Here is a 23,796-nt window from a genome sequence, read left to right as displayed (position 1 = left end):
AAGGCGCGCGCGCCTTGCGGCAGCGTCTCCAGAATGTGGAGAATGCCGGGGATGCAGGTCTCGTCCCCGGTCAGCAGGTGCCAGTCGGCCTCCGGGTTGAACACCACGCGGCCGCGCGGCCCCTTCACCTCCACCGTGTCCCCGGCCTTAGCCTGACGGGCAAAGTTCGGGCCGGGCGTGTTGCCGTGCATCACGAAATCGACGGCAATGGTGCCCGCGTCGCGATCGATACTGCGGATCGTGTAGTGGCGGCGGCCGGTTTCGCCATTCTCCAGCGGCAGGAAGAAGACGATGTCCTGACCGGGCTTGTAGGTGAAATCGGCAAACCTATCGGTGGAAAACAGCACGCGGCGCATGTTTGGCGTGATGTCGAAGGCGTCCGCAACCGTCAGAGTCCAGCTCGGCAGCTGCGGGCGCTGGCGTGGCATTTCGGCATTCGGGGCAAGCGGCTGATCCATGGTGCAATCCTTGTAATGTGGCGCAGGACGGCAGGCAGGGGCCGGTCCCGTGCAATGGTTGCCATTGGATAGCGCCTTATTCCTTCATTTGAAAGTCATGTTTTGTTTCCGCTTCTTTGCCGCGGGCGATGCCGGCGGTTGTCTCGAGTGGGGATGGATTGTGGCTCTCCGAAAAACAAATGAAAACAAAAGAACAGAGAGCCTGTCCGGGTCAGCTGGAAGACGGCCTCTCAGGCTCATTCCTCGAAGGGAAGGGGTATCCCGTGACGTTCGGCAAAGCGGTGGAAGGCCTGAAGGGTTGCCGGATCGAGCGGAATGCCGTCGCGGTCGCGCAGTGCGGCCACCTGCCATTCGCGGTCGCCAGGGGCGAGAACCTGCGTGCCGGCCCGGGCGGGAGAGGTGCGCAGTCCCTCCAGATAACGCGCCATGCCGGCGTTGAAGGTTTCCTCCGGCACGAAGGCTCCCGGTTTCATCGCCAGCACGAAGGCGCCAAGCCCGCGCGGCGTCGCCATGTCCGGCCCGCCCATCGGCAGGATGTCGAAGCTCAGCGTCATGCCGGACAGCACCGCACTCAGGATTTCCACCAGCCCGGCAAGACCCGCGCCCTTGAAGCCGAACGCCGCCCCGAGCGGCGCCAGCATTTCGGCCTCGGAAGGATGCGTGGTATCGATGCCATGGGCATCCGAGGCCGTGCCCTCCGGCAGCGGCCGCGCCAGGCTCTCGTAGAGTTTCACCCGGTTATAGGGAATGGCACTCGTCGCCATGTCGAGAAGCCAGGGATTGTCGCCGGAGACCGGCACGCCGAAGGCGATCGGATTGGTGCCGTGGAAACGCGATGCGCCGTCGTGCAGGCGTACGAAACTGTCGGAATTGCAGACCGCAAGACCGATGAAACCGCGACCGGCCGCATGCAGCGCATAGGCGCCGGCCGCGCCGAAATGCGAACTGTCGCGGATCGACACGGCGCCGATGCCGAAGCGGTCGGCAAGCTCGATCGCCCGGTCCATGGCGCGGTAGGTCGCCAGTGCTCCGTGCGCGTGATCGGCATTCAGCCGGCAAACGGCCCCGCCATCCTCCTCGAAGCGGAGGGTCGGGCGGCCGTTCACCCGCCCGCCGGCAATCGCCGTCACATAGTGATCGAGCAGGCGGATGCCGTGGCTGTCGACGCCGAGCCGCGAGGCGTGCAGCATGGCCCGCGTGGCGGCATCCGCCGTTGCCTCGTCGGCACCCGAGGCCAGGAATACGGCGCGGCTGAAACGTTCCACCCCCGCAAGCGGCGCCATCCGGCTCTCGACGCCGGCCTTTTGCGTGTCGTTCATGATCTTTCCTCCCGAAAGCAGGCGGGCCCCGAAGGGCCCGCGCATATCCTGTGTCATGGCATGGGAAACGCGTCCGATCAAACGGCCTGATGCAGTTCCTGCGCATGCCGGCGTTCCTGCCGGTTGTAGCGGATCGAGGACCAGAGCGAGAGGCCGATGAGACCTGCGCCGCCAAGCCCGGTGATCACCTCCGGAATATGCACCAGGGTCTGCACATACATGATCACCGAGAGGATCAGGATCGCGTAGAAGGCGCCGTGCTCCAGATAGCGGTATTGCGCCAGCGTGCCCTTCTCCACCAGCATGATCGTCATGGAGCGCACATACATGGCGCCGATGCCAAGGCCGATGGCGATGATGAACAGGTTCTGGGTCAGCGCGAAGGCGCCGATCACGCCGTCGAAGGAGAAGCTGGCATCCAGCACTTCCAGATAGATGAAGGCGCCGAGACCGCCCTTGGCCGCCTCGCTCATCGCCTTCTGCGAGGCATCCAGCACGCCGCCCAGCACCTCCACCAGCAGGAAGGTCAACAGGCCGTAGACGGCCGCATGCACGAAGGTCGAGGCATCCGCTTCCGGCAGGAACTGCGAGAAGACCATGATCAGCAGCAGCACGAAAGCGATTTCCACGCCCTTGATGCTGGCAAAGCGCGCCACCCGGCTCTCGATGAACGCGATCCAGTGCACGTCCTTCTCGTGGTTGAAGAAGAAGGTGAGGCCGACCATCATCAGGAAGGTGCCGCCGAAGGCCGCGATCGGCAGATGCGCCTCGTGCATGATGCGCGCATATTCCTCCGGCCTGGCGGCCGCGAGGATCACCGCATCGATCGGGCCGATGCCGGCGGCGATCACCACGATCAGAAGCGGAAAGACGATGCGCATGCCGAACACGGCAATCAGGATGCCCCAGGTCAGGAAGCGCTGCTGCCAGACCGGCGTCATGTCCTTGAGCTTGTTGGCATTGACGATGGCATTGTCGAAGGAGAGCGAGATTTCCAGCACCGCCAGCACGGCGCAGACGAAGAACACGGTCAGCATGCCGCCGATCGTGCCGGTCGATTGCCAGCCGAGCACGCCGCCGAGAACGAGGCCGAGCACGGTGACGATGAAGGCCCAGCGGAAATAACCGAGGGTGGTGCCCTGTGCGGGGGTCTGGCTCATACCGCACCCCCCTTCCGGCCTTTGCGAACGATGAAGAAGAGACGGGAACGCACGCCCATGCGCGCACCCGTGGACGGGATGTTCAAGATTATCATGGCAGACTCATCCGCCGGCTGATTTGCAAGCGGTACCGACATCACGAGAGCGCCGTAAAAACTCTCGCCAGAGGGGCCCGGCACCAAGGTTTGATCCCCGGGATCGGTCTTGTTCGGGGAGACAGTCTCGAAGATGGCAAAATCTGGCCAAAGGTCAAGATGCAACCGCCCGGAGGGCCGATCTCGCCCGGCATGCGCAAAGAAACGCAGCCGAAAGGCCGGCAAATCTTGACGTTTCCCGCAAGGCAGGGCATGGAGCGCCCTTGCCCGCGCCACCCGGCTTGAAATCTGCTAGACTTGAAGCCCTGAGACTGGCCCGAAGGAAAGAAAAACAACAATGAGCAAAGCTACATCTTCTGCGCCGTCGCAGCGCATGCTGCGTGTCGGCGAACAGGTTCGTGCCGCCATTACCCAGGTTCTGCAGCGCGGCGAAGTGCGCGACGACCTCATCGAGAAGACGGTGATCTCCGTCTCTGAAGTGCGCATGTCGCCGGACCTGAAGATCGCCACCGCCTATGTGACGCCGCTCGGCGTCTCCGACCACGCCAAGGTCATCGAGGCGCTGAACCGCCATGCGAAGTTCATTCGCGGCCGTCTCGGCGGCCAGCTGCGCCAGATGAAATACATGCCGGAAGTCCGCTTCCGCGACGATACCAGTTTCGACAACTACAAGAAGATCGATGCTTTGCTGCGGTCGCCAGAGGTCCAGCGGGATCTTGAAGCCGACGCAAGCGACGACACCGACCAGTAAGATCAGAGCACAATGTCAAGACCCCGCAAACCCAAGGGCCGGCCGGTTTCCGGCTGGCTGATCCTCGACAAGCCCGTCGATTTCGGCTCCACCGAAGCCGTCGGCAAGATCAAGTGGCTGTTCAATGCCCAGAAGGCGGGACACGCCGGCACGCTCGATCCGCTGGCCTCCGGCATGCTGCCGATCGCGCTCGGCGATGCGACGAAGACCGTTCCTTACGTGATGGACGGCCGCAAGATCTACGAGTTCACCGTGACCTGGGGCGAGGAACGCTCGACCGACGATCTGGAAGGCGAGGTCACGCAGACCTCCGATACGCGTCCGGACGAGGCGGCGATCCGCGCCCTGCTGCCGGCCTATACGGGCACGATCAGCCAGGTGCCGCCGCAGTTTTCCGCGATCAAGATCGCTGGCGAGCGGGCCTATGATCTCGCCCGCGACGGCGAGACCGTGGAAATTCCCTCGCGTGACGTGGAAATCCACCGGCTGACGCTGCTGAAGGTCGAAACCGACCGCGCCTTCTTCGAGGTGGAATGCGGCAAGGGCACCTATGTGCGCTCGCTCGCCCGCGATTTCGGCCGCGAGCTGGGCTGCTACGGCCACATTTCCGACCTGCGCCGCACCTTCGTCGCCCCCTTTGCGGAAGAGACCATGGTGCCGCTCGCTGAACTGGTGGCCCTGGAAGCGATCGAGGATCGTGACGAACGGTTGGCTGCACTCGATGCCTTCCTCGTCGATACCGGCGAGGCGCTGTCGGCCCTGCCGCAGATCCGCATCAGCGACGACCAGGCGCATCGGTTGCGCATGGGCAATCCGATCATCCTGCGCGGCCGCGACGCGCCTGTCGCCGAGCCGGAGGCCGTGGCGCTTGCCGGCGGCAAGCTGGTGGCGATCGGCGAGATCGGCCAGGGCGAGTTTCGTCCGAAGCGGGTGTTCGTCTGATACCAGTGAAGCGCTGGCTGGCATGGCCAGGCTGGCGCTTTGTCATCAGTAGACGGCTTTCCAGAGGTTATCCAGCGGCGTGGTGATGCGGTTTCCGCGTGCGTCGAAGAGAACTTCCCTTTGGATTGCCCTGCCCGCGGCTTGAGCTGCGACTGAGCCGGCTGTCGATGCTGCCACGAGCATTGCCATTCCGATCCAGCCGACGGGGGTTCCTACCATCAGAAGTCCAACAGCACTTCCCCCCAGTATGCCTGCTACCGTATCCAAAACGATGACGGTACGCTCCTCATTGGATTCTGCCGTGTGGACTTCCGCCGCCGTCTCGATCACATTTGCGACAGCGAGAATCGCGCCTCCGTGCTTCGCGACCTTTGACACGCGCGCATATTTTTCTATTTCCGAAAGAATTCCCTGTGTTCTTTTGATTTCATGAGGTTTGATCCGGAGGATTTCGGAGATTGACTTTTGAGGAGTGATCAATTTGTGCAGGCTGCCGACACGCCTGTTGATTTCAAGAATGCTCACTTTTCTCCGGTAGTCGTACTGGTTTCTTGTAATTGATCCGGATTCTTTTCTGTAATAATTCAAGGCAATTTTTCGCATCTCTGGAACTGCATCTTCGGTTGCCTTTTTTACTCGCTTGATAAATTCATCTCCTGCCCGTTCAGGCAGCTCTGTCAGAGCGAGAGATCCTATGGATTCCAGAAAATCTGGTTCATGGCGGGACAGATTCTGGGAAACCGCCTGGCAGGAAATCACGTCGGAATGGTTTATGCCTTGGTGAGCCTCGCCTTGAGTGAAGCGGGGGAGCATTATAACCTGTCCAGGGTGAATGAGATTTATATTCGTGACAAGCGGATTGCACTTTTTGAAATCTTCGATCAGATTATTTTTCTGCGCTAAAAATTTAGCCTCTCCATGATGATCCCGAATTATCTTTAGAAGCTGATCTCCGGACTTGACCGTATAAAATACGTATTCCATTTCACGTTCCCTGCGTAAGTCGATCTGCCTATGGATTCATGTATAGCAGATTCATGGGGTCAGGTTAATTCTTTGAGTGCTTTGGTCCGAAAGTAGCTGCTCCGATGGGGTGGTTGAGCGACCCGAGGCCTTCCCATGTTGCCTGGAATGCGTTATACGCACCGCCAGCTGGGCGGCCTGCATTGCGGGCCGATCCCGGCGTTCATGGCCGAAGCTGGACGACATCCCGGCTTGCGGCGTCCCTCAATTCCTCACATCAGAAAGGATTGTCCGATGTCGATCACTGCAGAGCGTAAGGCTGCCCTCATCAAGGAATACGCAACCGCCGAAGGCGATACCGGTTCGCCGGAAGTCCAGGTTGCCGTCCTGACCGAGCGGATCAACAACCTGACCGAACACTTCAAGGGCCACAAGAAGGACAACCACTCCCGTCGTGGTCTCCTCAAGATGGTTTCGAGCCGCCGTTCGCTTCTCGACTACCTGAAGAAGAAGGACGAAGCTCGCTACACGAAGCTCATTTCGAGCCTCGGTATCCGTCGCTAAGACGAAACAGTCCGGCGGGCGATCGATGCGATCGTCCGCCGGTTGTCCTTCCGGGCAGCACGTGCCCGGAACCTGAAGCCACCCGGTGAAGGGTGGTTGTCTGGCGGGCCCGGATGGGCCGGACCTGCCGAACCCAACCGATGACCTGTCATGGGGCAGGATTGCCGGAAGCTTTCGCCGTATCCCTGATCCGGCGCGCGACGAGCGGATACTCTGGTCCCCTCGTCCTTTTGATGGTCGGAGCATGATCCGGACCGAAGGAAAGCCTCCCGTTGTCTTGCCCGTGATCGCGTCACATGACGCGCAGGCCGGCGCACTGATCTCTTCGTTGCAAGAGCTGCCGCCCGCCGCGCAAGAAGGACTGAAACCATGTTCAACACGCATTCCGTTGAAATCGAGTGGGCAGGCCGCCCGCTCAAGCTGGAAACGGGCAAGGTTGCCCGCCAGGCTGACGGCGCGGTCATTGCCACCTATGGCGAAACCGTCGTGCTCGCCACCGTCGTCTCCGCCAAGGAGCCGAAGCCGGGTCAGGACTTCTTCCCGCTCACCGTCAACTACCAGGAAAAGACCTATGCCGCCGGCAAGATCCCGGGCGGCTATTTCAAGCGCGAGGGACGTCCGTCGGAAAACGAAACGCTCGTTTCCCGCCTGATCGACCGCCCGATCCGCCCGCTCTTCCCGGAAGGCTACAAGAACGACACGCAGGTCGTCGTCACCGTCATCCAGCATGACCTCGAAAACAACCCGGACGTCCTGTCGATGGTCGCCACCTCGGCAGCCCTGACGCTCTCCGGCGTGCCCTTCATGGGCCCGGTCGGCGGCGCCCGCGTCGGTTACATCAACGGCGAATACGTGCTGAACCCGCATCTCGACGAGATGGACGAATCGAGCCTCGACCTCGTCGTCGCCGGCACGCAGGACGCCGTCCTGATGGTGGAATCGGAAGCCAAGGAACTCAACGAAGACGTGATGCTCGGCGCCGTGATGTTCGGCCACAAGGGCTTCCAGCCGGTCATCGACGCGATCATCAAGCTCGCCGAAGTGGCCGCCAAGGAGCCGCGCGAATTCGAGCCGGAAGATCATTCCGAACTCGAAGCCGAGATGCTGAAGCTGGCCGAAGCCGAACTGCGCGACGCCTACAAGATCACCGAGAAGGCTGCACGCTACGCTGCCGTCGATGCCGTCAAGGCCAAGGTGAAGGCGCATTTCCTGCCGGCTGACGGCGAAGCCAAGTACACCGCCGAAGTCGTCGGCGCCGTGTTCAAGCACCTGCAGGCGAAGATCGTTCGCTGGAACATTCTCGACACCAAGAGTCGCATCGATGGCCGCGACCTCGAAACGGTTCGCCCGATCGTTGCCGAAGTCGGCCTGCTGCCGCGCACGCACGGTTCGGCCCTGTTCACCCGCGGTGAAACGCAGGCGCTCGTCGTTGCCACCCTCGGCACCGGCGAAGACGAACAGTATGTCGACAGCCTGACCGGCATGTACAAGGAGCAGTTCATGCTCCACTACAACTTCCCGCCCTATTCCGTCGGGGAAACCGGCCGCATGGGTTCGCCGGGCCGTCGCGAAATCGGCCATGGCAAGCTCGCCTGGCGCGCCATCCACCCGATGCTGCCGACGACCGAACAGTTCCCCTACACGCTGCGCGTCGTCTCGGAAATCACCGAGTCGAACGGTTCGTCCTCGATGGCAACCGTCTGCGGCACCTCGCTCGCGCTGATGGATGCCGGCGTTCCGCTGGCAAAGCCGGTGGCCGGTATCGCCATGGGCCTGATCCTCGAAGGTGATCGCTTCGCCGTTCTCTCCGACATTCTCGGCGACGAAGACCACCTCGGCGACATGGACTTCAAGGTCGCCGGCACGGAAGCCGGCATCACCTCGCTGCAGATGGACATCAAGATCGCCGGTATCACCGAAGAGATCATGAAGGTCGCGCTCAGCCAGGCGCAGGGCGGCCGCAAGCACATTCTCGGCGAAATGGCCAAGGCCATCACCGAGAGCCGTGGCCAGCTCGGCGAATTTGCACCGCGCATCGAAGTGATGAACATCCCGGTCGACAAGATCCGCGAAGTCATCGGTTCGGGCGGCAAGGTCATCCGCGAAATCGTCGAAAAGACCGGCGCCAAGATCAACATCGAAGACGACGGCACCGTGAAGATCGCCTCTGCCTCCGGCAAGGAAATCGAAGCCGCCCGCAAGTGGATCCACTCCATCGTGGCCGAGCCGGAAATCGGCGCGATCTACGAAGGCACGGTTGTGAAGACCGCCGATTTCGGCGCCTTCGTCAACTTCTTCGGCGCCCGCGACGGCCTCGTGCACATCTCGCAGCTGGCTTCCGAGCGCGTTGCCAAGACCTCGGACGTCGTCAAGGAAGGCGACAAGGTCTGGGTCAAGCTGATGGGCTTCGATGAGCGCGGCAAGGTTCGCCTCTCCATGAAGGTCGTCGATCAGGCGACCGGCCAGGAAATCGTTGCCGAGAAGAAGAAGGCCGACGGCGACGCTGCCGCCGAATAAGCCCTCTCCCTTCTCGAGTGATCCTGGGGCGCGGGAGGTTTCCGCGCCCCTTTGCTATCCAAGCCCCGGAAGACCGCCATGATCCGCGACGCCGTCAAGACCCTGTTCCATCCCTTCGCCACCGGTATCCTGCCGCTGCCCGGCGAGGGGAGCCGTTTCCTGTTTCTCTCAGCCGAGGTCGGGCCGCGCCTGCCGGAAGGGTTTGCCGCCGAGATCGTCAACATCCAGCCGCTGCGGCCGCTGTTTCGACCGCTCAGCGTCAACGGCGCGCATGTGGTGCCGGAAGTGGAAGGCGAGGCCTATGACGGCGCGCTGATCCTCTGCGGCAAGCACAAGGGCGAGAACGAGGAGAATGTCGCCCAGGCGCTCCAGCGCGTGCGCGAAGGCGGCCTGATCGTACTGGCCGGTTCCAAGGAAGACGGCATCCAGCCGCTGCGCAAGCAGATCGCCAATCTGGGCTTTGCCATCGAGCATATGCCGAAGTATCACGGCGTCGTCGCCTGGTTCACCCGACCGTCCGAGGTTTCGGCAGCGGTCGCCAGGTTCTCCCAGGCGCCGCAGCGCGTCGAGGAGCGTTTCGAGGCGGTGCCCGGCACCTTCTCGCATGACCGCGTCGATGCCGGCTCGGAACTGCTCGCCAGCCGCCTGCCGCGGGATTTCGACGGCAATGCGGCCGATCTCGGCGCCGGCTGGGGCTATCTCTCGGTGATGCTGGCGGAGGCGTCGCCGCGCACCAACCGCATCGATCTGTTCGAGGCTGATCACCGGGCGCTGGAATTTGCGAAGAAGAATCTTTCCCGCAATTGCCCCGATCTGCAGACCCGCTTCTTCTGGCAGGATCTGACGGCCGAGCCGATCAAGGAAAAATACGATCTCGTCATCATGAACCCGCCCTTCCACGAAGGACATGCGGCCGATCCGGCGATCGGGCAGGCCTTCATCAAGGCGGCTGCGGCGGCGCTTCGCATCGGCGGGCAATTGCTGATGGTCGCCAATCGCGGCCTGCCCTACGAACAGGTTCTGGCCGCCGAGTTCAAGGACAGCGGCGAAGTGTGCCGCAATGCCCGTTTCAAGGTGCTGCACGCACGCAAATAAGCTGCGCTGCGTCCATGGCCCAGAATGTCAAAGGCCCCGGATGCGTCGCATCCGGGGCCTTTTCGCATCCATATATCCGAGCGACTTACTCGGCGTCGGCGTTGCGCAGCCGGTCCAGCGTCGGCAGCGAGGTGATGTTGTAGCCAGCATCGACGTAATGGATTTCGCCGGTCACGCCGCGCGACAGGTCGGAGAGCAGGTAAAGCGCCGAACCGCCGAGATCCTCGATGGTCGCGGTGCGACGCAGCGGCGAGTTCTTCTGGTTCCACGAATAGATGGCGCGGGCGTCGGAAATGCCCGCACCTGCCAGCGTGCGGACCGGACCTGCCGAGATCGCGTTGACGCGAATGCCCTTCGGGCCGTAATCGGCGGCCAGATAGCGGACCGAGGCTTCGAGCGCGGCCTTGGCGACGCCCATCACGTTGTAGTTCGGGATCACGCGGCTCGACCCACCATAGGTCAGCGTCAGCATGGCGCCGTTCTCGTCCATCAGGGCCGCCGCCCGCTTGGCGATCTCGGTAAACGAGAAGCAGGAGATCACCATGGTGCGGCTGAAGTTGTCGCGCGTGGTGTCGGCGTAGAGGCCCTTCAGCTCGTTCTTGTCGGAGAAGCCGATGGCGTGCACGACGAAATCGAGCTTGCCCCAGCGCTCACCGATGGCGGCAAAGACCGCATCCACCGAGGCGATGTCTTCCACGTCGCACGGAATGATGAAGTCCGAATTCAGCTCCGCCGCCAGCGGCTTGACGCGGCGGCCGAGCGCTTCGCCCTGATAGGTGAAGGCGAGTTCCGCGCCCTGTGCCGCGAGCGCCTTGGAAATGCCCCAGGCGATCGAATGATTGTTCGCAACCCCCATGATGAGGCCGCGCTTACCCTGCATGATTCCGCTCATGGGTTTATCCGTTGTAACGCTGGAAGACGAGCGTGGCATTGGTGCCGCCAAACCCGAACGAGTTGGAAAGGGCGATGTCGATCTTGGCATTGTCGATGCGCTGACGCACGATCGGCACGCCGTCGAATTCGGGATCGATCTCCTGGATATGCGCGCTTTCGCCGATGAAGCCGGCCTGCATCATCAGCAGGGCATAGATCGATTCCTGTACGCCGGCCGCGCCCAGCGAATGGCCGGTCAGCGACTTGGTCGACTGGATGTGCGGGATCTTGTCGCCGAACACTTCGCGGATGGCGCCGATTTCCTTGGAATCGCCGACCGGCGTCGAGGTGCCGTGGGTGTTGATGTAATCCACGCTGCCATCGACGGTCTTCAGCGCCTGACGCATGCAGCGGATGGCGCCTTCGCCGGACGGTGCCACCATGTCGTAGCCATCAGAGGTCGCGCCATAGCCGACGATTTCGGCATAGATCTTGGCGCCGCGGGCTTTTGCATGTTCCAGTTCCTCGAGAACCAGAACGCCGGCGCCGCCGGCAATCACGAAGCCGTCGCGGTTGGCGTCATAGGCACGCGAAGCGGTGGCGGGCGTGTCGTTGTATTTCGACGACATCGCGCCCATGGCGTCGAATAGGTTGGACATGGTCCAGTCGAGATCCTCGTGGCCGCCGGCGAACATCATGTCCTGCTTGCCCCACTGGATCATTTCCACGGCATTGCCGATGCAGTGCGCGGACGTCGAGCAGGCCGACGAGATCGAGTAGTTGACGCCGTGGATCTTGAACCAGGTGGCAAGCGTGGCAGACGCCGTCGAAGACATGGCCTTCGGCACGGCAAACGGGCCGATGCGCTTCGGGCTGTTGTTCTTCATTGTGATCTCGGCCGCATCGATCAGCGTGCGGGTGGAGGGACCGCCCGAGCCCATGATGATGCCGACGCGTTCGTTTTCCGCGTAATCCTTGTCTTCAAGGCCCGAATCGGCAAGCGCCTGCTTCATGGCCACGTGGTTCCAGGCGCCGCCCTGGCTGAGGAAGCGCATGGCGCGGCGATCGACGAGATCGGTCGTGTCGATATTCGGCCGGCCCCAGACCTGGCACTTGAAGCCATGCTCGGCGAAATCCTCCGAAAAGGAGATGCCGGACCTGGCATCGCGCAGCGATGCGGTGACTTCCGCCGCATTGTTGCCGATCGAGGAGACCACGCCAAGGCCTGTGACAACTACCCGTCGCATCTGATCTAACCCTTGTTGTTTCCTGAAAACGTGCCCAAGCGATATCAGGCCGTCTTGTCCTTCGAAAGGCCGACCCGCAAATCGGTGGCCTGGTAGATGGTTTCGCCGTCGGCCTTCAGCCAGCCGTCGGCGGTGCCGAGCACGAGACGACCGCGCATGACGCGCTTGAAGTCGATGCCGTATTGCAGAAGCTTGGTGTGCGGGCGGATCATGCCCTTGAATTTCACTTCGCCGGTGGAGAGCGCCATGCCGCGGCCTTCTTCGCCGAGCCAGCCGAGGAAGAAGCCGGTCAGCTGCCACATGCCGTCAAGGCCGAGGCAGCCCGGCATGATCGGATTGCCCTCGAAGTGGCAGGGGAAATACCAGTCATCGGGCTTCACGTCGTATTCGGCACGGATATAGCCCTTGTCGAAGGCCCCGCCCGTCTCGGAGATTTCCGTGATGCGGTGGACCATCAGCATGGGCGGCAGAGGCAGCTGCGCATTGCCCGGGCCGAACAACTGGCCGTGCGCACAGGCTAGGATTTCTTCGTAAGTGAAGCTCGATTGTCTGCTGTCCATGAGGCTTGTCCGTTCCCCCTCGTCGCGATGTCCTTGCGTCTTTACTGCAAGACCGCCTGAAATTGAAGCGCGCGGATCGGCCGCCCTGATGTTGCAAGGTGGACCGAGCCGAGTTGATTCAGGTCGGCATATAGGAAGCGGACCCTCCAAACCAGAGGCTTTGGGGCCAAAATTTCGCATTTCCCCGCCGTTGCGGGGCGGGCAGGGGGTTGCGGTATTGAAAGGGGGCGCAGTTAAAGTTATATCCAGCACTCTAGATATACCGGATGTCCCCGGGCCTGACAGGAGCTTGCGTCACCGATGGCTGAAGCCGTGACCGATGTGGAGACCAGACTGCGCGATTGCGGGCTTCGCCCGACGCGGCAGCGTGTTGCCCTGGCCGATCTGCTGTTTGCCAAGGGCGATCGGCACCTGACGGTCGAGGAACTGCACGAAGAAGCCACAACGGCCGGCGTGCCCGTGTCACTTGCCACCGTTTACAACACGCTGCACCAGTTCACTGAAGCCGGTCTGATCCGTGTGCTTGCGGTTGAAAGCGCCAAGACCTATTTCGACACCAATGTTTCGGACCATCATCACTTCTTCGTGGAAGGTCGCAACGAGGTGCTCGATATTCCCGTCAGCAATCTGCAGATCGACAATCTTCCGGAGCCGCCGGAGGGCATGGAAATCGCCCATGTCGATGTGATCATCCGCCTGCGCGAAAAGCGTCGCTGATTTCCTCTCAATCCTTCTTCTTTCGCATGGCCTCGTCCTGCGGGCGTCCGGCCCGGGGGCGGTAGCGCGGCAGCATCCAGCCATGATGCAAAGCGCCGCCGCGCAGCGCGAAAGCGACGAAGATACCGGCCGCCGAACTGTAGGCCAGCGGCAGGCCGAGGAGATGCGTCGCCGTATAGGCGCTCGCCCCGGCAAGGGCGGCGGTCACGTAGATTTCCGGCCGAAGCAGGATCGAGGGTTCGTTGGCGATCAGGTCGCGCAGGATGCCGCCGAAAGTGGCGGTCATCGTGCCCGTCACGATGGCGATCGTCGGTGACTGGGTGACAGCAAACCCCTTGGCGGCCCCCATCACGCTGTAGGCGGAGAGGCCGACCGCGTCGAGCCAGATCAGCAGGCGGTAGCGCCATTCCACCCGGTGCGCCGTCAGGAAGACAAAGATGCCGACGCCGGCGCAGATCAGCAGATAGGTCGGGTCCTTCACCCAGAAGACAGGCGTCTGGCCGAGCACGAGATCGCGCAGCGTGCCCCCACCAACGCCCGTTGCCGCCGCAAAGAACAGGAAGCCGATCAGGTCCAGCTGTTTGCGCGAGGCGGCAAGGGCGCCTGTCGCGGCAAACAGCGCCACGCCCGCATAATCCAGCACCATCAGCAGCGACATGGCGTCCTCGTTTCCCCGCACCAGCGTCGCGCAAGTGCGTGATGCTAAGCATAGCGGTGGTTTTGCCCTGCGGCCATTGCGGCCGGGCGTTGTCTACAGGCGAATGAACATGAGGAAGAGGCGCGTGCGCGTTCTTGTCATCACGATCCTACAGGCCCTTGCGCTGATCCTGCTGCCATCGGCGGCCGGAGCCCAGCAGAAGCTGCTGTCCGACCCGGAAATCTACGAGAAGGATTATTTTCGCGCGCAGTGCAAGAGCGTGGAGTTCGGCCCGGATTTCATCAGCCGCATCGACATCAACAATGACGGCATCATCGATGCGGTGGTCAATCACGGCGCCGTCACCTGCGACGGCCAGACACAGACACGCTGCGATGCGGAAGGCTGCCCCTATAACTTCTATCTCCAGGCCAAGGAAGGCGGCTATTTCATGATCGCCACCGCCCAGCTGTTCGGCTACGAGTTCATCAAGCGCTTCGGCAACATGGTCTTCGTCTTCAACATGGCGCCGCATTACTGCGACCGTACCGATTCCGCCCCGTGCGAAATGACGGTGCGCGTGCGCGGCGCCCGCATGGTGACGATTTCCAAGAAGTGAACGTCAGAACGGCCAGTCGATGCGGCCCGCGAGATAATAGCCGAGCAGGCCCAGCCATTCGCGCACGGCCGTGGCGGTGTTCTGGGCGTTCAGCGACGGCTGGGTGAAATCGAAGCCGAGCCGCTCGTTGCCGCGGCTGCGGAAATCCACCGGATAGGGGACGACCGCGATGCCGGCCTTCTGGAACAGTGCCAGCGCGCGCGGCATGTGGAAACCGGAGGTGATCAGCAGGCAATCGGTCAGGCCGTTTGCGGCCAGCAGCGCCTTGGTGTTCAGCATGTTTTCCCAGGTGTTGCGCGAGGTATTGTCCTTGATCAGCCGCTGTGGCGGCACGCCGAGCGCCGCAAAGAACTGTTCGGCGAGCCCCGCCTCGCCGGGAAAACGGCCGCTGATCGATCCATCGCCGCCGGAGACGAGGATTTTCGCCTGCGGATGCGACAGGGCGAGCCGCAGGGCTTCGGTATAGCGGTCTGCCGCAGCATTCAGCTCCACCCCGCCGCGCGATGCGACGACGTCGTTTTCGATCGCGCCGCCCAGCACGATCATGCAGGCGATCGAGGTGGGATCGGTCGACGGCTTGGGCACACGCGCTTCCAGCGCCTGCAGCAGCAGCGCGCCGGCGGTGGTGTAGAGCGTCAGGAACAGCACCAGCGCCGAAAGGCAGGAGAACAGCAGTCCGAGCCGCCGGGCACCTGCAAGCGCCGTGAGAAGGCCCGCAGCGGTCAGCAGAAAGGCGAGCGACAGGGGCTGCGCCAGCAGCCAGAAGATTTTCGACAGATAGAACATGGGCTCACTTGCGGGTCGCGGACGGGTGGATCGGCCGATGTGCCGACGGGCGGATGACACGCTGGTTGTAACGCCGATGCAGGGCGCGCCGGATACGCAGGGAAAACAGGGCGACCATCATGGTCAGGAAGGCGGCGACGATGAGCGCAGTCTGCGGCAAGGCGATGCCGAGAAGCGCCCCGCTGATGGCGCCGCTCACCATGCCGAGCCAGGGCACCAGCTGGATACGCCAGTCCATCTGCCGGTCGCCCAGGATGAAGCGGCCGATGCCGCGCCCCAGTCGCGACAGGGCGCCGGTGACATAGGTGAGGCCGATCGGCAGGCCCTCGATATGCTCCACCGTGGCATTCACCATGCCCATCGCCAGCACCACCGTATAGAACCGAAGGAAATGCAGGGCCGGCGCCTGCATCATCGCACCGAGCGCGAGCAGCAGCGAGACGCTGGCCAGGACGCCGAAGATGCGGCGGGGCACGAGATGGGCAACGACGATGCCGAGTGCATTGCCGAGCACGAAAACAAGGATGGCCGCGAGCAGGATGAGCCCGTGATTCAGATCGCCATCGGCCATGGCGATGGCCGCGCGCGTCGTATTGCCGGTCATGAAGGAGACGAAGTCGCCGGAGAGGCGCAGGCCGATGGCATCGGTCATGCCGGCGATGAAGGAGATCGCCGCAACGAGGCCAAGCCCCGTCCATGTCCGCTGGACCCGAATGATGTTGCGCCGTCTTGCCCGTGTCATGGTCTGCCCTTCAGCCGCGCGATGCGGCCGGCGAAGAATCGCCCTTGCGCAAGACTAACCGCAGAGGCAGGCGCGGTGGAACGGGCGAAGGGGGCCCCGCGCCATCACATTTTGCATCGCATCACGAAAGCAGCGTGAGGGTCAGCGGATGGCGCGGATCGGCAAGCCCGTCCACCACGCTGAAATGGTGCCGGTCGGGCTCCACATAGGCGCCGGTTTCCGCACCCAGGCCAAGCCAGAGGCTTGCCATCAGCGCATTCTGGCGCAGGAATTCGGCACGCTCGTTGCCTCCCACCCAGCAGAACAGCCGGGTGTTTTCACCGGGTCGCATCAGCACCGGGCTTTCGGCGGCGGCTTCCTCCGGCGACAGCCGAAGTTTGACATTGAGATTGGTGTGGATCAGGGGGCGCAGGTCGTGCACGCCGGAGATCGACACCACGGTGCGCACCCGCGCCCGCACGGCTTCTGGCAGCGGCGAGGGGGCCGCCACCATGTGCGTGACGAGATGGCCGCCGGCAGAGTGGCCCGTCAGGTGGATCGGCCCGTCGATCTCGCCCGCCGCATCGGTGATGGCGGCTGCGATCTCCCGGACGATGTCGCCGACGCGTGCCTGCGGGCAGAGCGTATAGCTCGGCATGGCCACGGCAAAACCGCTCTCGATGCTGCCTGCCGCCAGATGCGACCAGTAGGACTTGTCGAGCGCCTGCCAGTAGCCCCCATGCACGAAGACGACGAGACCCCTCGGCGTCGTCTCCGGCAGGAAGAGGTCGAAGCGGTGGCGCGCGCCCTCGCCATAGGCAAGATCGATCTTTGCCCGTCCGTCTGCGGCAAGGCGTTCCCGGTAGGCGCTTGCCGGTTCCACCCAGGCGTCCGGCCAGCGCTCGCCGCGCGGAATGTTGCCGCCATTGGTATAGGCGTCGTCCCAATCGGTGATGCGGTGGAACAGCATGGCAGGTTTCCTTCCTGATTCGGCGTAGGCGTCAGAGGACGGTACGCACGCGCCACAGTTCGGGGAAGAGCTCCACCTCCAGCATCTTCTTCAGATACTGGGTGCCGGAGGTGCCGCCGGTGCCGCGCTTGAAGCCGATGACGCGCTCCACGGTGGTCACATGGTTGAACCGCCAGCGGCGGAAGTAATCCTCGAAATCCACCAGCTTTTCGGCGAGTTCGTAGAGCACCCAGTAACGGCCGGGCGCCGCATAGACCGTGCGCCATGCGTCGAGAACCTTGTCGTTCTCGCTGCGCTTGTCGCGCCAGGAGGTGCGCTCGGCATCCGGCCCGATGTCGAAACCGTTGCGGGCCAGCAGCAGCAGCGCCTCGTCGTAAAGGCTCGGCCGCGCCAGGATCGCTTCCAGATGCTCCATCAGGTCCGGCCGGTGGCTGTGCGGCCCGAGCATGGCGAGGTTGCGATTGCCGGCCAGGAATTCGATCGCCCGGTACTGGTAGGACTGGAAGCCGGAGGACTGGCCAAGCGCATTGCGAAACTCGGTATATTCGCTGGGCGTCATGGTGCGCAGCACGTCCCAGGCGCCGTTCAGCTGTTCGAAGATGCGCGCCACCCGCGTCAGCATCTTGAAGGCCGGCTGCGGGTCGTCGCGCCGGATCGCGGCGATCGCCGAGGTGATCTCGTGGATCGCGAGCTTCATCCAGAGTTCGGACGTCTGGTGCTGGATGATGAACAGCAGTTCGTCATGCGCCGACGACAGCGGCTTTTGCGCCGATAGGATCGGATCGAGCTGCAGGTAATCCGTATAGGACATGCGCTCGCGAAAGGACATTTCTGCCCCTTCCTGGGCTGGGTCGTAGGGTTTCGCCGTCACGTCACAAGCGCCTTCTTCTTGAATTGCGGCTGGTCCCACAGCCGGTTGGTCATGATGTCCGAGAGGATGTCGACGGCGGCGATCACCTCGCGCTCGCCGATATAGAGCGGCGTGAAGCCGAAGCGGATGGCGTTCGGCGCGCGGAAATCGCCGATCACGCCCCGCGCGATCAGCGCCTGCATGATCGCATAGCCTTCCGGATGCAGGAACGAGACCTGGCTGCCGCGCTGCGTACCGTCCCGCGGCGAGCCGAGCACCAGGTCCGGGCAGCGCTGCTCGACCTCGGCGATGAAGAGATCGCAGAGCGCGATGGATTTTTTCCGCACATCCGCCATCTCGACGCCCTCCCAGGCGTCAAGGGCTGCATCGAGCGCCGCGAGCGCGAGGATCGGCGGCGTGCCGACCCGCATGCGATCGACGCCATCGCCGGGACGATAATGCAGGTCGAAGGCGAAGGGACGTTCATGGCCGAGCCAGCCGGACAGGGCAGGGCGGGCGCGATCGGCATGGCGCGGCGAGACATAGATGAAGGCCGGCGCGCCCGGGCCACCGTTCAGATATTTATAGGTGCAACCGACGGCGAAATCGGCATCGGCGCCGAGAAGATCGACGGGGATGGCGCCGGCCGAATGGGCGAGATCCCAGACGCAGAGGGCGCCCGCGGCATGCGCCATCGCCGTCAGCGCCGCCATATCGTGCAGGCGGCCGGTGCGGTAATCCACCTCCGTCAGCAGGGTCACGGCGACCGTCTCGTCGATGGCTGCCTCGACGGCTTCCGGATCGACCACCTTCAGTTCATAGCCCCGATCCAGCGTCTGGATCAGCCCTTCGGCCATATAGAGATCGGAGGGGAAGTTGCCGTTGTCGGAGAGAATGACGCGACGCTTGGGATCCCGTTCGGCGGCGATGTCGAGCGCAGACGCCAGCGCCTGGTAGACCTTGATGGAGAGCGTATCACCCATCACCACGCTTCCCTCCGGCGCGCCGATCAGGCGGCCGACGCGGTCGCCGATCCGGCGCGGCATGGCCATCCAGTTGGCGTCGTTCCAGCCGCGGATCAGCATCGCGCCCCATTGCTCGGTCATCATGGCCGAGACGCGCCCCTCGGCAGCAAGCGGCAGGGGGCCGAGCGAATTGCCATCCAGATAGATCACGCCCTCCGGCATGTGGAAGAGGCGTCGGGTCTGTTCGAAATCTGTCATTGTCTCCGTCCGATCGGGCAAAACCCCCGCAGCGCGCGCCGGCATGATCGCGAAGTCTAGAGGGGTGTGTCGCGAGAATAGCAAGATTGCTTTAGGTTTAAACTAGATTTTGCGACCCTGCCGCAGATTCTGCCTTCTCAGGCGGGTTGCCGGAATGTCTTGCTCACATAGCGCGATCCGGCAAGGCCGAACCGCCAGGGCAGATCCACGGCCCGGCTGATGCCGATGCGCGGCCCCGAGACGAAGGGTTGCGGCAGGCCGGACAATGCCAAGGCGAACGGGTTCGTTGAGAGCGGCCTTCCGTCATGCGACAGATCGATGCCGAGCGCCTCGCACAGCCGCCCCGGTCCCGCGCAGAGACGCCGGGGATCGGCAAGGCCGCGCCTCGCGATCATGGTCTCGAGACCCATCGTCGGCTGGAGCGCGCGGATCAGAACCGCGCTGCCCGGCCGGCAGACGAAATTCAGGCACCAGTGGATGCCATAGGAGCGGTAGACATAGGTCTGCGCCGGCGGGCCGAACATGGCGCGGTTGCGCGGCGTCTCGCCGCGAAAACTGTGCGAGGCCGGATCGTCCGGCTCATACGCCTCCGTCTCGACGACAATGCCGCCGACGCCATCGACGCTGAAGGTGGCGCCGATCAGGTCACGCGCCACCTCCACCGCGCTGCGGTCGAAGAAGGCGACAAGATCGGCGGGCATGGTCTCGGGCGTCATGCCGCCTATCTCGCCCGCCTTGCCGGCCACGGCAAGGGGTGGATGGATGAAAGCAAGGCGGCATCCGCCCCTTGCCAGCCCGCCCGCGAGCCTCTACCTCTGCCGCCATGGCAGCACGCGACCGATATTCCCGAAAACTCGAATGCCCCCAGTGCGGACACTCCGGCTTTGCCGAGGTTTCCGAAGACGACGACCCGCGCCGCAAGGACCCCGGCTTCCAGGTCGACGAGATGCCAAAGGGTTTCTACACCGAATTTGCCGCCCGCGATCCGCGGAAATACATGCTGCGCTGCCAGTGCGGCCACAAGTTCCGCTTCGAGCGCAAAAGCGTCTATGCGCCGGGTGGCGAGCCGCGACGGTAAGCGTGCCTCTTCGTTTTTTTGCTTAGGCGGCTCTGTTGTGGCGTGATCGTGGGATCTAAACCCATGGCCTTGCTGACCGTTATCACGGTTGCGAATTCCGGGTTTCCGTCAGATTGGCGCCCGATAGGGATTTTTCAGCGACAATCCAGTCTCTCTCTCGAGCTGGCTTGGCCCTCCCATTGTTCAAGTGTCCGGATTACGTTAGGCCGACAAGTGGATAGGAGGGGTTGGCGATGAATGCAGGTTCGGCGGATATCAGGCGGATTCTTGCGGATGAAGTGGAAGCGTTTCGACGCATCCGCCTGGAAGCCTTGCACAATGAACCTTCGTCCTTTGCCAGCAGTTACGATGACTGGGTCTCGCTCTCGACAGATGAGTGGAAACAACGTCTGCGTGATCCCGTCTTTATTGCTTTTCAAGGCAGTGAGCCTGTGGGCATTGTGGGATTACGCCCTCAGCGTGCAAGAAAGATGGCTCATCGTGCCACCATCATCATGGTTTATGTCCGCAATGACCAGCGCGGAAGTGGTCTCGCCCATAAGTTGTTGCATGCGGTTGCTGACCATGCGCGTGGGATGGGCATTTCACAGTTGGAGCTGGCGGTGAGCGGGGACAACATCCCGGCAATACGCTTTTATTCCCGTGAAGGTTTCCTGGAGGTCGGTCGCATTCCCTGCGGTTTCATCCATGACGGCAAGGAGATTGATGACGTTCTCATGATGTGCCGCCTGCCGGTCTGAGGCCCGTTTGCTGAATTGCCTCTTAACCCACCAAGAGAGTGCAAATGCGTTCCTTGAGTATCCGCCTGGCACCCGGAAGGGGCCGTTTCGCCGATGTCAAAACGTAAACGCCAGCGTCGACCGGACTTGCTTGACCTTTCGTCCGTGCCCGTCATTCATCGACCGTTCACGCATCGTCAATGAGCACATCGAGCATTCCCGGCATTGCTTCTGCGGTGGCATACCCGAATAGGGTGTCGGTGGCTCGGAGGCTATCTTCGTGCCAGTCTCCCATCCCCATCGAAGCCCTGTTCGCCTCCGATGGCGACGGCTCGTTCCGCCGCACATTTGGTCAAGACGCGTCGCACGAATCAGACGGTGATGGCGAACTCAACCAGAACCCATGACAGCACATTTTTTCTGAAATCTGTTTGCAAGGAGTCGATCAAACGGCGAAACTGCTTTGTAATTTCGCGACACCGTAGAGATCGAAGATGATTTGGTGGAGCTAAGCGGGATCGAACCGCTGACCTCTTGCATGCCATGCAAGCGCTCTCCCAGCTGAGCTATAGCCCCATCAGGGTACCGGGCATTTTCCGGTTCCGGGAGCCCCGTGGAAGCGTCGTTTCCGGCGGGGTGGCGGCTTAATACGTCCGGTCGTTTCGGAGTGCAAGCCAAAAAATGACAGGCCCGGCATTTTTTTCGTCCGGGCCTGAATTCTCAAGGAAAATCAGACCTCGTCTTCGTCGCCGCCGACGCCGATGATGCCGGAAACGTCATCGTCATCGTCGTCTTCATCGGCTTCGAGGAAGGTGTCGTCGTCGTCGCCGTCGATTTCCACGTCGTCGTCGCCGATATCCGGAATGTCGTCGCCGGCGGCTGCGTCATCGCCCTCTTCGAGCGAGACCAGTTCAACGTCGGGGTTCTCGGTATCGACTTCCGCGACCTCTTCCTCTTCGTCCTGTTCCATCTTCATCTGGGCGGTCGTCTCCTCGAAGAAGGAGAGCGGCCAGGACTTGCCGGTATAGGGAGAGACAACCGGATCGCGGTTGAGGTCGTAGAATTTCTTGCCCGTATCCGGGTCGGTGCGCTTGGTTCCAAGTTCCGCTTTTGCCACTGTCAAAGCCTCGTGAGAATGCCGATTTCCTCGGCGTTGCCGCAAAGGCGGCGCTAAAATGCTAGCCGGTCCCCTTACTCATTGTCCCCAGGCATGTCAAAGACAAACTTGGCCGCCAAAGAGCCCGGTTTTCCGGTCCTGTCGCGCATGACCGAGGCGCAACTTTGTGATAGGAGCCGCCGGTCGTTTCGGGCGCGCGCCGGCATTTTTGAACCGGCCGCCGTCATGCTAGTCATAAATGAGGGTCGGTCAATGTCGAAGGAGCCTGCGATGGAACGGTCGATGCCCGCAGCGGCGCCGTCCGCGCTCCTGTCGCTGCCGGATGATCGTCTGGAGCGCTTGTTTCTGCTGTGCGTGGCCGGGCTTGCGGCGGGCGAAAGCCGGATCGAAGGCCTGCCGGAGGAGCCTCTGTTCGCCGAGGCCGCCGGGCTTCTCTCCGGCTTCGGTATCGCATTCAGGCGCAGCGGTTCCGCACTGCTGGTGAACGGTGTGGGCAATGGTGCGCTGCTTGCGCCTCCCGCCGTCTGCGAGACGGGCACCGGTCCCGAACTGGCCGCCCTTCTTCTCGGCTTGGCCGGACTTTACGATTTTCCGCTTGCGCTGCGCGTGGCGCCGCAGGCGATGGCCCCGCTGCTGGAACCTCTGTCGCGCATGGGCTTGCAGGTCGAGGCAAGCGAGGCCGATCTTTTGCGGGTGCGCGGCCCCCGTCTGGCCGTTCCGCTTCGCCTCGATCTGCCGGATGATGGCCGGGGTCTGGACCAGGAACAGGACCAGGGCCTGGGGCTGGGGCTGGGCAGCGTGCCCTGGCTCAAGCCCGCGCTGCTGCTCGCGGCCCTTGCGGCCTCGGGCGATACGGTTCTCTTCCATCCCGGTGCTGGAAAGGAGGACGGCTTTCTGGCTGTCCTGCAGCGGTTCGGTGTTCCCGTCACCGAGATGCGCGGTGCAACGGGTGTCGAGACGAGGATCACCGGACGTGTTCCGCTTCGGGCGCAGAGCATTGGCCTTGGGCATCCGGTGGCGATGCCGCGCACCATGGCGGGTGCATAAATCGGCTCCGTCCGCCTGCCGCAGGTGGCACCCCGCCTGCTCTTCGGTTATGGGGAGGCGCAAACCGGGGAGATTGTCATGACCTTCATCATCGCCATTGACGGGCCGGCTGCGGCGGGCAAGGGCACGCTGGCGCGGCGGATCGCTGAAACCTACGGCTTCCACCATCTCGATACGGGTCTCACCTACCGCGCCACGGCGCGTGCGCTGCTGGAGGCCGGCCTGCCGCTCGATGACGAGGCGGTCGCCGAGCGCATGGCGCAGGCAGTCGATCTGTCGGGGCTCGATCGCGCGGTGCTGGCGCAGCACCATATCGGCGAGGCGGCGTCGAGGATCGCCGTGATGCCGGCCGTGCGCTGCGCGCTTGTGGAGGCGCAACGGCGCTTTTCCGCGCGCTCGCCGGGCACCGTGCTCGACGGGCGCGACATCGGCACCGTTGTCTGCCCGCAGGCCCCCGTGAAGCTTTATGTCACCGCCTCGCCCGACGTGCGTGCCAGGCGACGCCATGACGAGGTGATCGCGAGTGGTGGCGTGGCCGATTACCAGACCATCCTCGCGGATGTGAAAAAGCGTGACGATCGCGACATGGGCCGGGCCGACAGCCCGCTGAAACCGGCCGATGATGCGCACTTGCTTGATACCTCGGAAATGAGTATAGAGGCCGCATTTCAAGCGGCGAAGACCATCATCGACGCGGCCTTGAACCGGAACTGACGATCCGCCGGCCCGGCCGGCGCATCAGACAACAGCACATCGCTTGAAGACCTG

The 23,796-nt window shown here is 63.0% G+C and carries 25 protein-coding genes, 1 tRNA gene and 1 pseudogene; 11 read left to right on the top strand and 16 right to left on the bottom strand.

Features of this window, described 5'->3' with window-relative positions; all coding sequences use genetic code 11:
* The 3 genes and pseudogenes from FNA46_RS06445 to FNA46_RS06435 form a co-directional block, all read right to left on the bottom strand.
* On the bottom strand, positions 1-458 hold a 458-nt coding region (locus FNA46_RS06445; RefSeq protein ID WP_246102891.1), incomplete at its 3' end, for a siderophore-interacting protein.
* Between the two features lie 236 nt (positions 459-694).
* On the bottom strand, positions 695-1,777 hold the full coding sequence (locus FNA46_RS06440; RefSeq protein WP_246102889.1) for an Ldh family oxidoreductase: 1,083 nt from the start codon (positions 1,775-1,777) through the stop codon (positions 695-697).
* Between the two features lie 77 nt (positions 1,778-1,854).
* Positions 1,855-2,973, bottom strand: a pseudogene (locus FNA46_RS06435) (DUF475 domain-containing protein); the annotation flags it as partial.
* Between the two features lie 396 nt (positions 2,974-3,369).
* Between FNA46_RS06435 and rbfA the strand changes: the two are divergent.
* Both rbfA and truB read left to right on the top strand, forming a co-directional pair.
* Positions 3,370-3,783, top strand: a complete 414-nt coding sequence (rbfA, locus tag FNA46_RS06430) for a 30S ribosome-binding factor RbfA (protein ID WP_143124292.1) — start codon at positions 3,370-3,372, stop codon at positions 3,781-3,783.
* Positions 3,784-3,795: 12 nt separating this feature from the next.
* Positions 3,796-4,725, top strand: a complete 930-nt coding sequence (truB, locus tag FNA46_RS06425) for a tRNA pseudouridine(55) synthase TruB (protein WP_143124291.1) — start codon at positions 3,796-3,798, stop codon at positions 4,723-4,725.
* A 45-nt stretch (positions 4,726-4,770) separates the two neighbouring features.
* On the opposite strand, the gene FNA46_RS06420 is transcribed toward truB, so the two are convergent.
* On the bottom strand, positions 4,771-5,709 hold the full coding sequence (locus tag FNA46_RS06420) for a hypothetical protein (RefSeq protein WP_143124290.1): 939 nt from the start codon (positions 5,707-5,709) through the stop codon (positions 4,771-4,773).
* A gap of 273 nt (positions 5,710-5,982) precedes the next feature.
* On the opposite strand from FNA46_RS06420, the gene rpsO reads away from it, so the two are divergent.
* The 3 genes from rpsO to FNA46_RS06405 all read left to right on the top strand — a co-directional run bounded on the left by rpsO (position 5,983) and on the right by FNA46_RS06405 (position 9,864).
* Positions 5,983-6,252 carry a 30S ribosomal protein S15 gene (gene rpsO, locus FNA46_RS06415; RefSeq protein WP_143124289.1) on the top strand — a complete coding sequence of 90 codons (270 nt, stop codon included), beginning with the start codon at positions 5,983-5,985 and terminating at the stop codon, positions 6,250-6,252.
* 369 nt (positions 6,253-6,621) lie between these two features.
* The gene (gene pnp / locus FNA46_RS06410) at positions 6,622-8,769 is read left to right on the top strand and encodes a polyribonucleotide nucleotidyltransferase (RefSeq protein WP_143124288.1); all 2,148 of its coding nucleotides are present in this window, start codon (positions 6,622-6,624) and stop codon (positions 8,767-8,769) included.
* A 78-nt stretch (positions 8,770-8,847) separates the two neighbouring features.
* Entirely contained in the window at positions 8,848-9,864 is a 1,017-nt protein-coding gene (locus tag FNA46_RS06405) for a class I SAM-dependent methyltransferase (RefSeq protein WP_143124287.1), read from the top strand.
* An 85-nt stretch (positions 9,865-9,949) separates the two neighbouring features.
* Here FNA46_RS06405 and fabI read toward each other — a convergent pair whose 3' ends face one another.
* From fabI to fabA, 3 genes are read right to left on the bottom strand one after another with little or no spacing between them, the layout of a single operon-like run.
* Entirely contained in the window at positions 9,950-10,756 is an 807-nt protein-coding gene (gene fabI / locus FNA46_RS06400; protein ID WP_143124286.1) for an enoyl-ACP reductase FabI, read from the bottom strand.
* A 4-nt stretch (positions 10,757-10,760) separates the two neighbouring features.
* The gene (gene fabB / locus FNA46_RS06395; protein ID WP_143124285.1) at positions 10,761-11,984 is read right to left on the bottom strand and encodes a beta-ketoacyl-ACP synthase I; all 1,224 of its coding nucleotides are present in this window, start codon (positions 11,982-11,984) and stop codon (positions 10,761-10,763) included.
* Positions 11,985-12,028: 44 nt separating this feature from the next.
* Positions 12,029-12,544: a 3-hydroxyacyl-[acyl-carrier-protein] dehydratase FabA gene (gene fabA / locus FNA46_RS06390; protein ID WP_143124284.1), complete on the bottom strand. Its 516-nt coding sequence runs from the start codon at positions 12,542-12,544 to the stop codon at positions 12,029-12,031.
* Between the two features lie 300 nt (positions 12,545-12,844).
* On the opposite strand from fabA, the gene irrA reads away from it, so the two are divergent.
* Positions 12,845-13,261, top strand: coding sequence for an iron response transcriptional regulator IrrA (irrA, locus tag FNA46_RS06385; RefSeq protein WP_143124283.1), 417 nt, complete (start codon positions 12,845-12,847; stop codon positions 13,259-13,261).
* A 7-nt stretch (positions 13,262-13,268) separates the two neighbouring features.
* On the opposite strand, the gene FNA46_RS06380 is transcribed toward irrA, so the two are convergent.
* A complete protein-coding gene (locus FNA46_RS06380; protein ID WP_143124282.1) occupies positions 13,269-13,919 on the bottom strand; it encodes a trimeric intracellular cation channel family protein in 651 nt (216 codons plus the stop codon).
* A gap of 124 nt (positions 13,920-14,043) precedes the next feature.
* Here FNA46_RS06380 and FNA46_RS06375 point away from each other — a divergent pair, with 124 nt between their 5' ends.
* A complete protein-coding gene (locus tag FNA46_RS06375) occupies positions 14,044-14,517 on the top strand; it encodes a hypothetical protein (protein WP_143124281.1) in 474 nt (157 codons plus the stop codon).
* Positions 14,518-14,520: 3 nt separating this feature from the next.
* On the opposite strand, the gene FNA46_RS06370 is transcribed toward FNA46_RS06375, so the two are convergent.
* The 6 genes from FNA46_RS06370 to FNA46_RS06345 all read right to left on the bottom strand — a co-directional run bounded on the left by FNA46_RS06370 (position 14,521) and on the right by FNA46_RS06345 (position 19,783).
* Complete coding sequence (locus FNA46_RS06370; RefSeq protein WP_143124280.1) at positions 14,521-15,303, bottom strand: YdcF family protein; 783 nt, start codon at positions 15,301-15,303, stop codon at positions 14,521-14,523.
* A 4-nt stretch (positions 15,304-15,307) separates the two neighbouring features.
* The gene (locus FNA46_RS06365) at positions 15,308-16,045 is read right to left on the bottom strand and encodes a YoaK family protein (protein WP_143124279.1); all 738 of its coding nucleotides are present in this window, start codon (positions 16,043-16,045) and stop codon (positions 15,308-15,310) included.
* 121 nt (positions 16,046-16,166) lie between these two features.
* Entirely contained in the window at positions 16,167-16,994 is an 828-nt protein-coding gene (locus tag FNA46_RS06360; protein ID WP_143124278.1) for an alpha/beta hydrolase, read from the bottom strand.
* Between the two features lie 31 nt (positions 16,995-17,025).
* Positions 17,026-17,865, bottom strand: a complete 840-nt coding sequence (gene kynA / locus FNA46_RS06355; RefSeq protein WP_185969749.1) for a tryptophan 2,3-dioxygenase — start codon at positions 17,863-17,865, stop codon at positions 17,026-17,028.
* Complete coding sequence (gene kynU / locus FNA46_RS06350; RefSeq protein WP_143124276.1) at positions 17,862-19,067, bottom strand: kynureninase; 1,206 nt, start codon at positions 19,065-19,067, stop codon at positions 17,862-17,864. Before kynU ends, kynA begins: the two co-directional genes overlap by 4 nt.
* A 137-nt stretch (positions 19,068-19,204) precedes the next feature.
* Positions 19,205-19,783 (bottom strand): DNA-3-methyladenine glycosylase, encoded by a 579-nt coding sequence (locus FNA46_RS06345; RefSeq protein WP_246102887.1) that lies wholly within the window; start codon positions 19,781-19,783, stop codon positions 19,205-19,207.
* A gap of 107 nt (positions 19,784-19,890) precedes the next feature.
* Between FNA46_RS06345 and FNA46_RS06340 the strand changes: the two genes are divergently transcribed.
* Together FNA46_RS06340 and FNA46_RS06335 are read left to right on the top strand one after the other, a co-directional pair.
* Positions 19,891-20,145, top strand: a complete 255-nt coding sequence (locus FNA46_RS06340) for a hypothetical protein (protein WP_143124275.1) — start codon at positions 19,891-19,893, stop codon at positions 20,143-20,145.
* Positions 20,146-20,378: 233 nt separating this feature from the next.
* On the top strand, positions 20,379-20,885 hold the full coding sequence (locus tag FNA46_RS06335) for a GNAT family N-acetyltransferase (RefSeq protein WP_143124274.1): 507 nt from the start codon (positions 20,379-20,381) through the stop codon (positions 20,883-20,885).
* 479 nt (positions 20,886-21,364) lie between these two features.
* Here FNA46_RS06335 and FNA46_RS06330 read toward each other — a convergent pair.
* Positions 21,365-21,440: transfer RNA gene (locus FNA46_RS06330), tRNA-Ala, on the bottom strand.
* A gap of 154 nt (positions 21,441-21,594) precedes the next feature.
* Complete coding sequence (locus tag FNA46_RS06325) at positions 21,595-21,981, bottom strand: TIGR02300 family protein (protein ID WP_143124273.1); 387 nt, start codon at positions 21,979-21,981, stop codon at positions 21,595-21,597.
* Positions 21,982-22,251: 270 nt separating this feature from the next.
* On the opposite strand from FNA46_RS06325, the gene FNA46_RS06320 reads away from it, so the two are divergent.
* Positions 22,252-23,028: a 3-phosphoshikimate 1-carboxyvinyltransferase gene (locus FNA46_RS06320; protein WP_143124272.1), complete on the top strand. Its 777-nt coding sequence runs from the start codon at positions 22,252-22,254 to the stop codon at positions 23,026-23,028.
* A 78-nt stretch (positions 23,029-23,106) separates the two neighbouring features.
* A complete protein-coding gene (gene cmk, locus FNA46_RS06315; RefSeq protein WP_143124271.1) occupies positions 23,107-23,742 on the top strand; it encodes a (d)CMP kinase in 636 nt (211 codons plus the stop codon).
* The last annotated feature ends 54 nt before the right edge of the window (positions 23,743-23,796 follow it).

This window comes from Affinirhizobium straminoryzae (assembly GCF_007004135.1).
In the GTDB taxonomy this organism is placed as follows: Bacteria; Pseudomonadota; Alphaproteobacteria; order Rhizobiales; family Rhizobiaceae; genus Neorhizobium; species Neorhizobium straminoryzae.
This window is presented reverse-complemented; position numbering and strand designations above follow the sequence as displayed.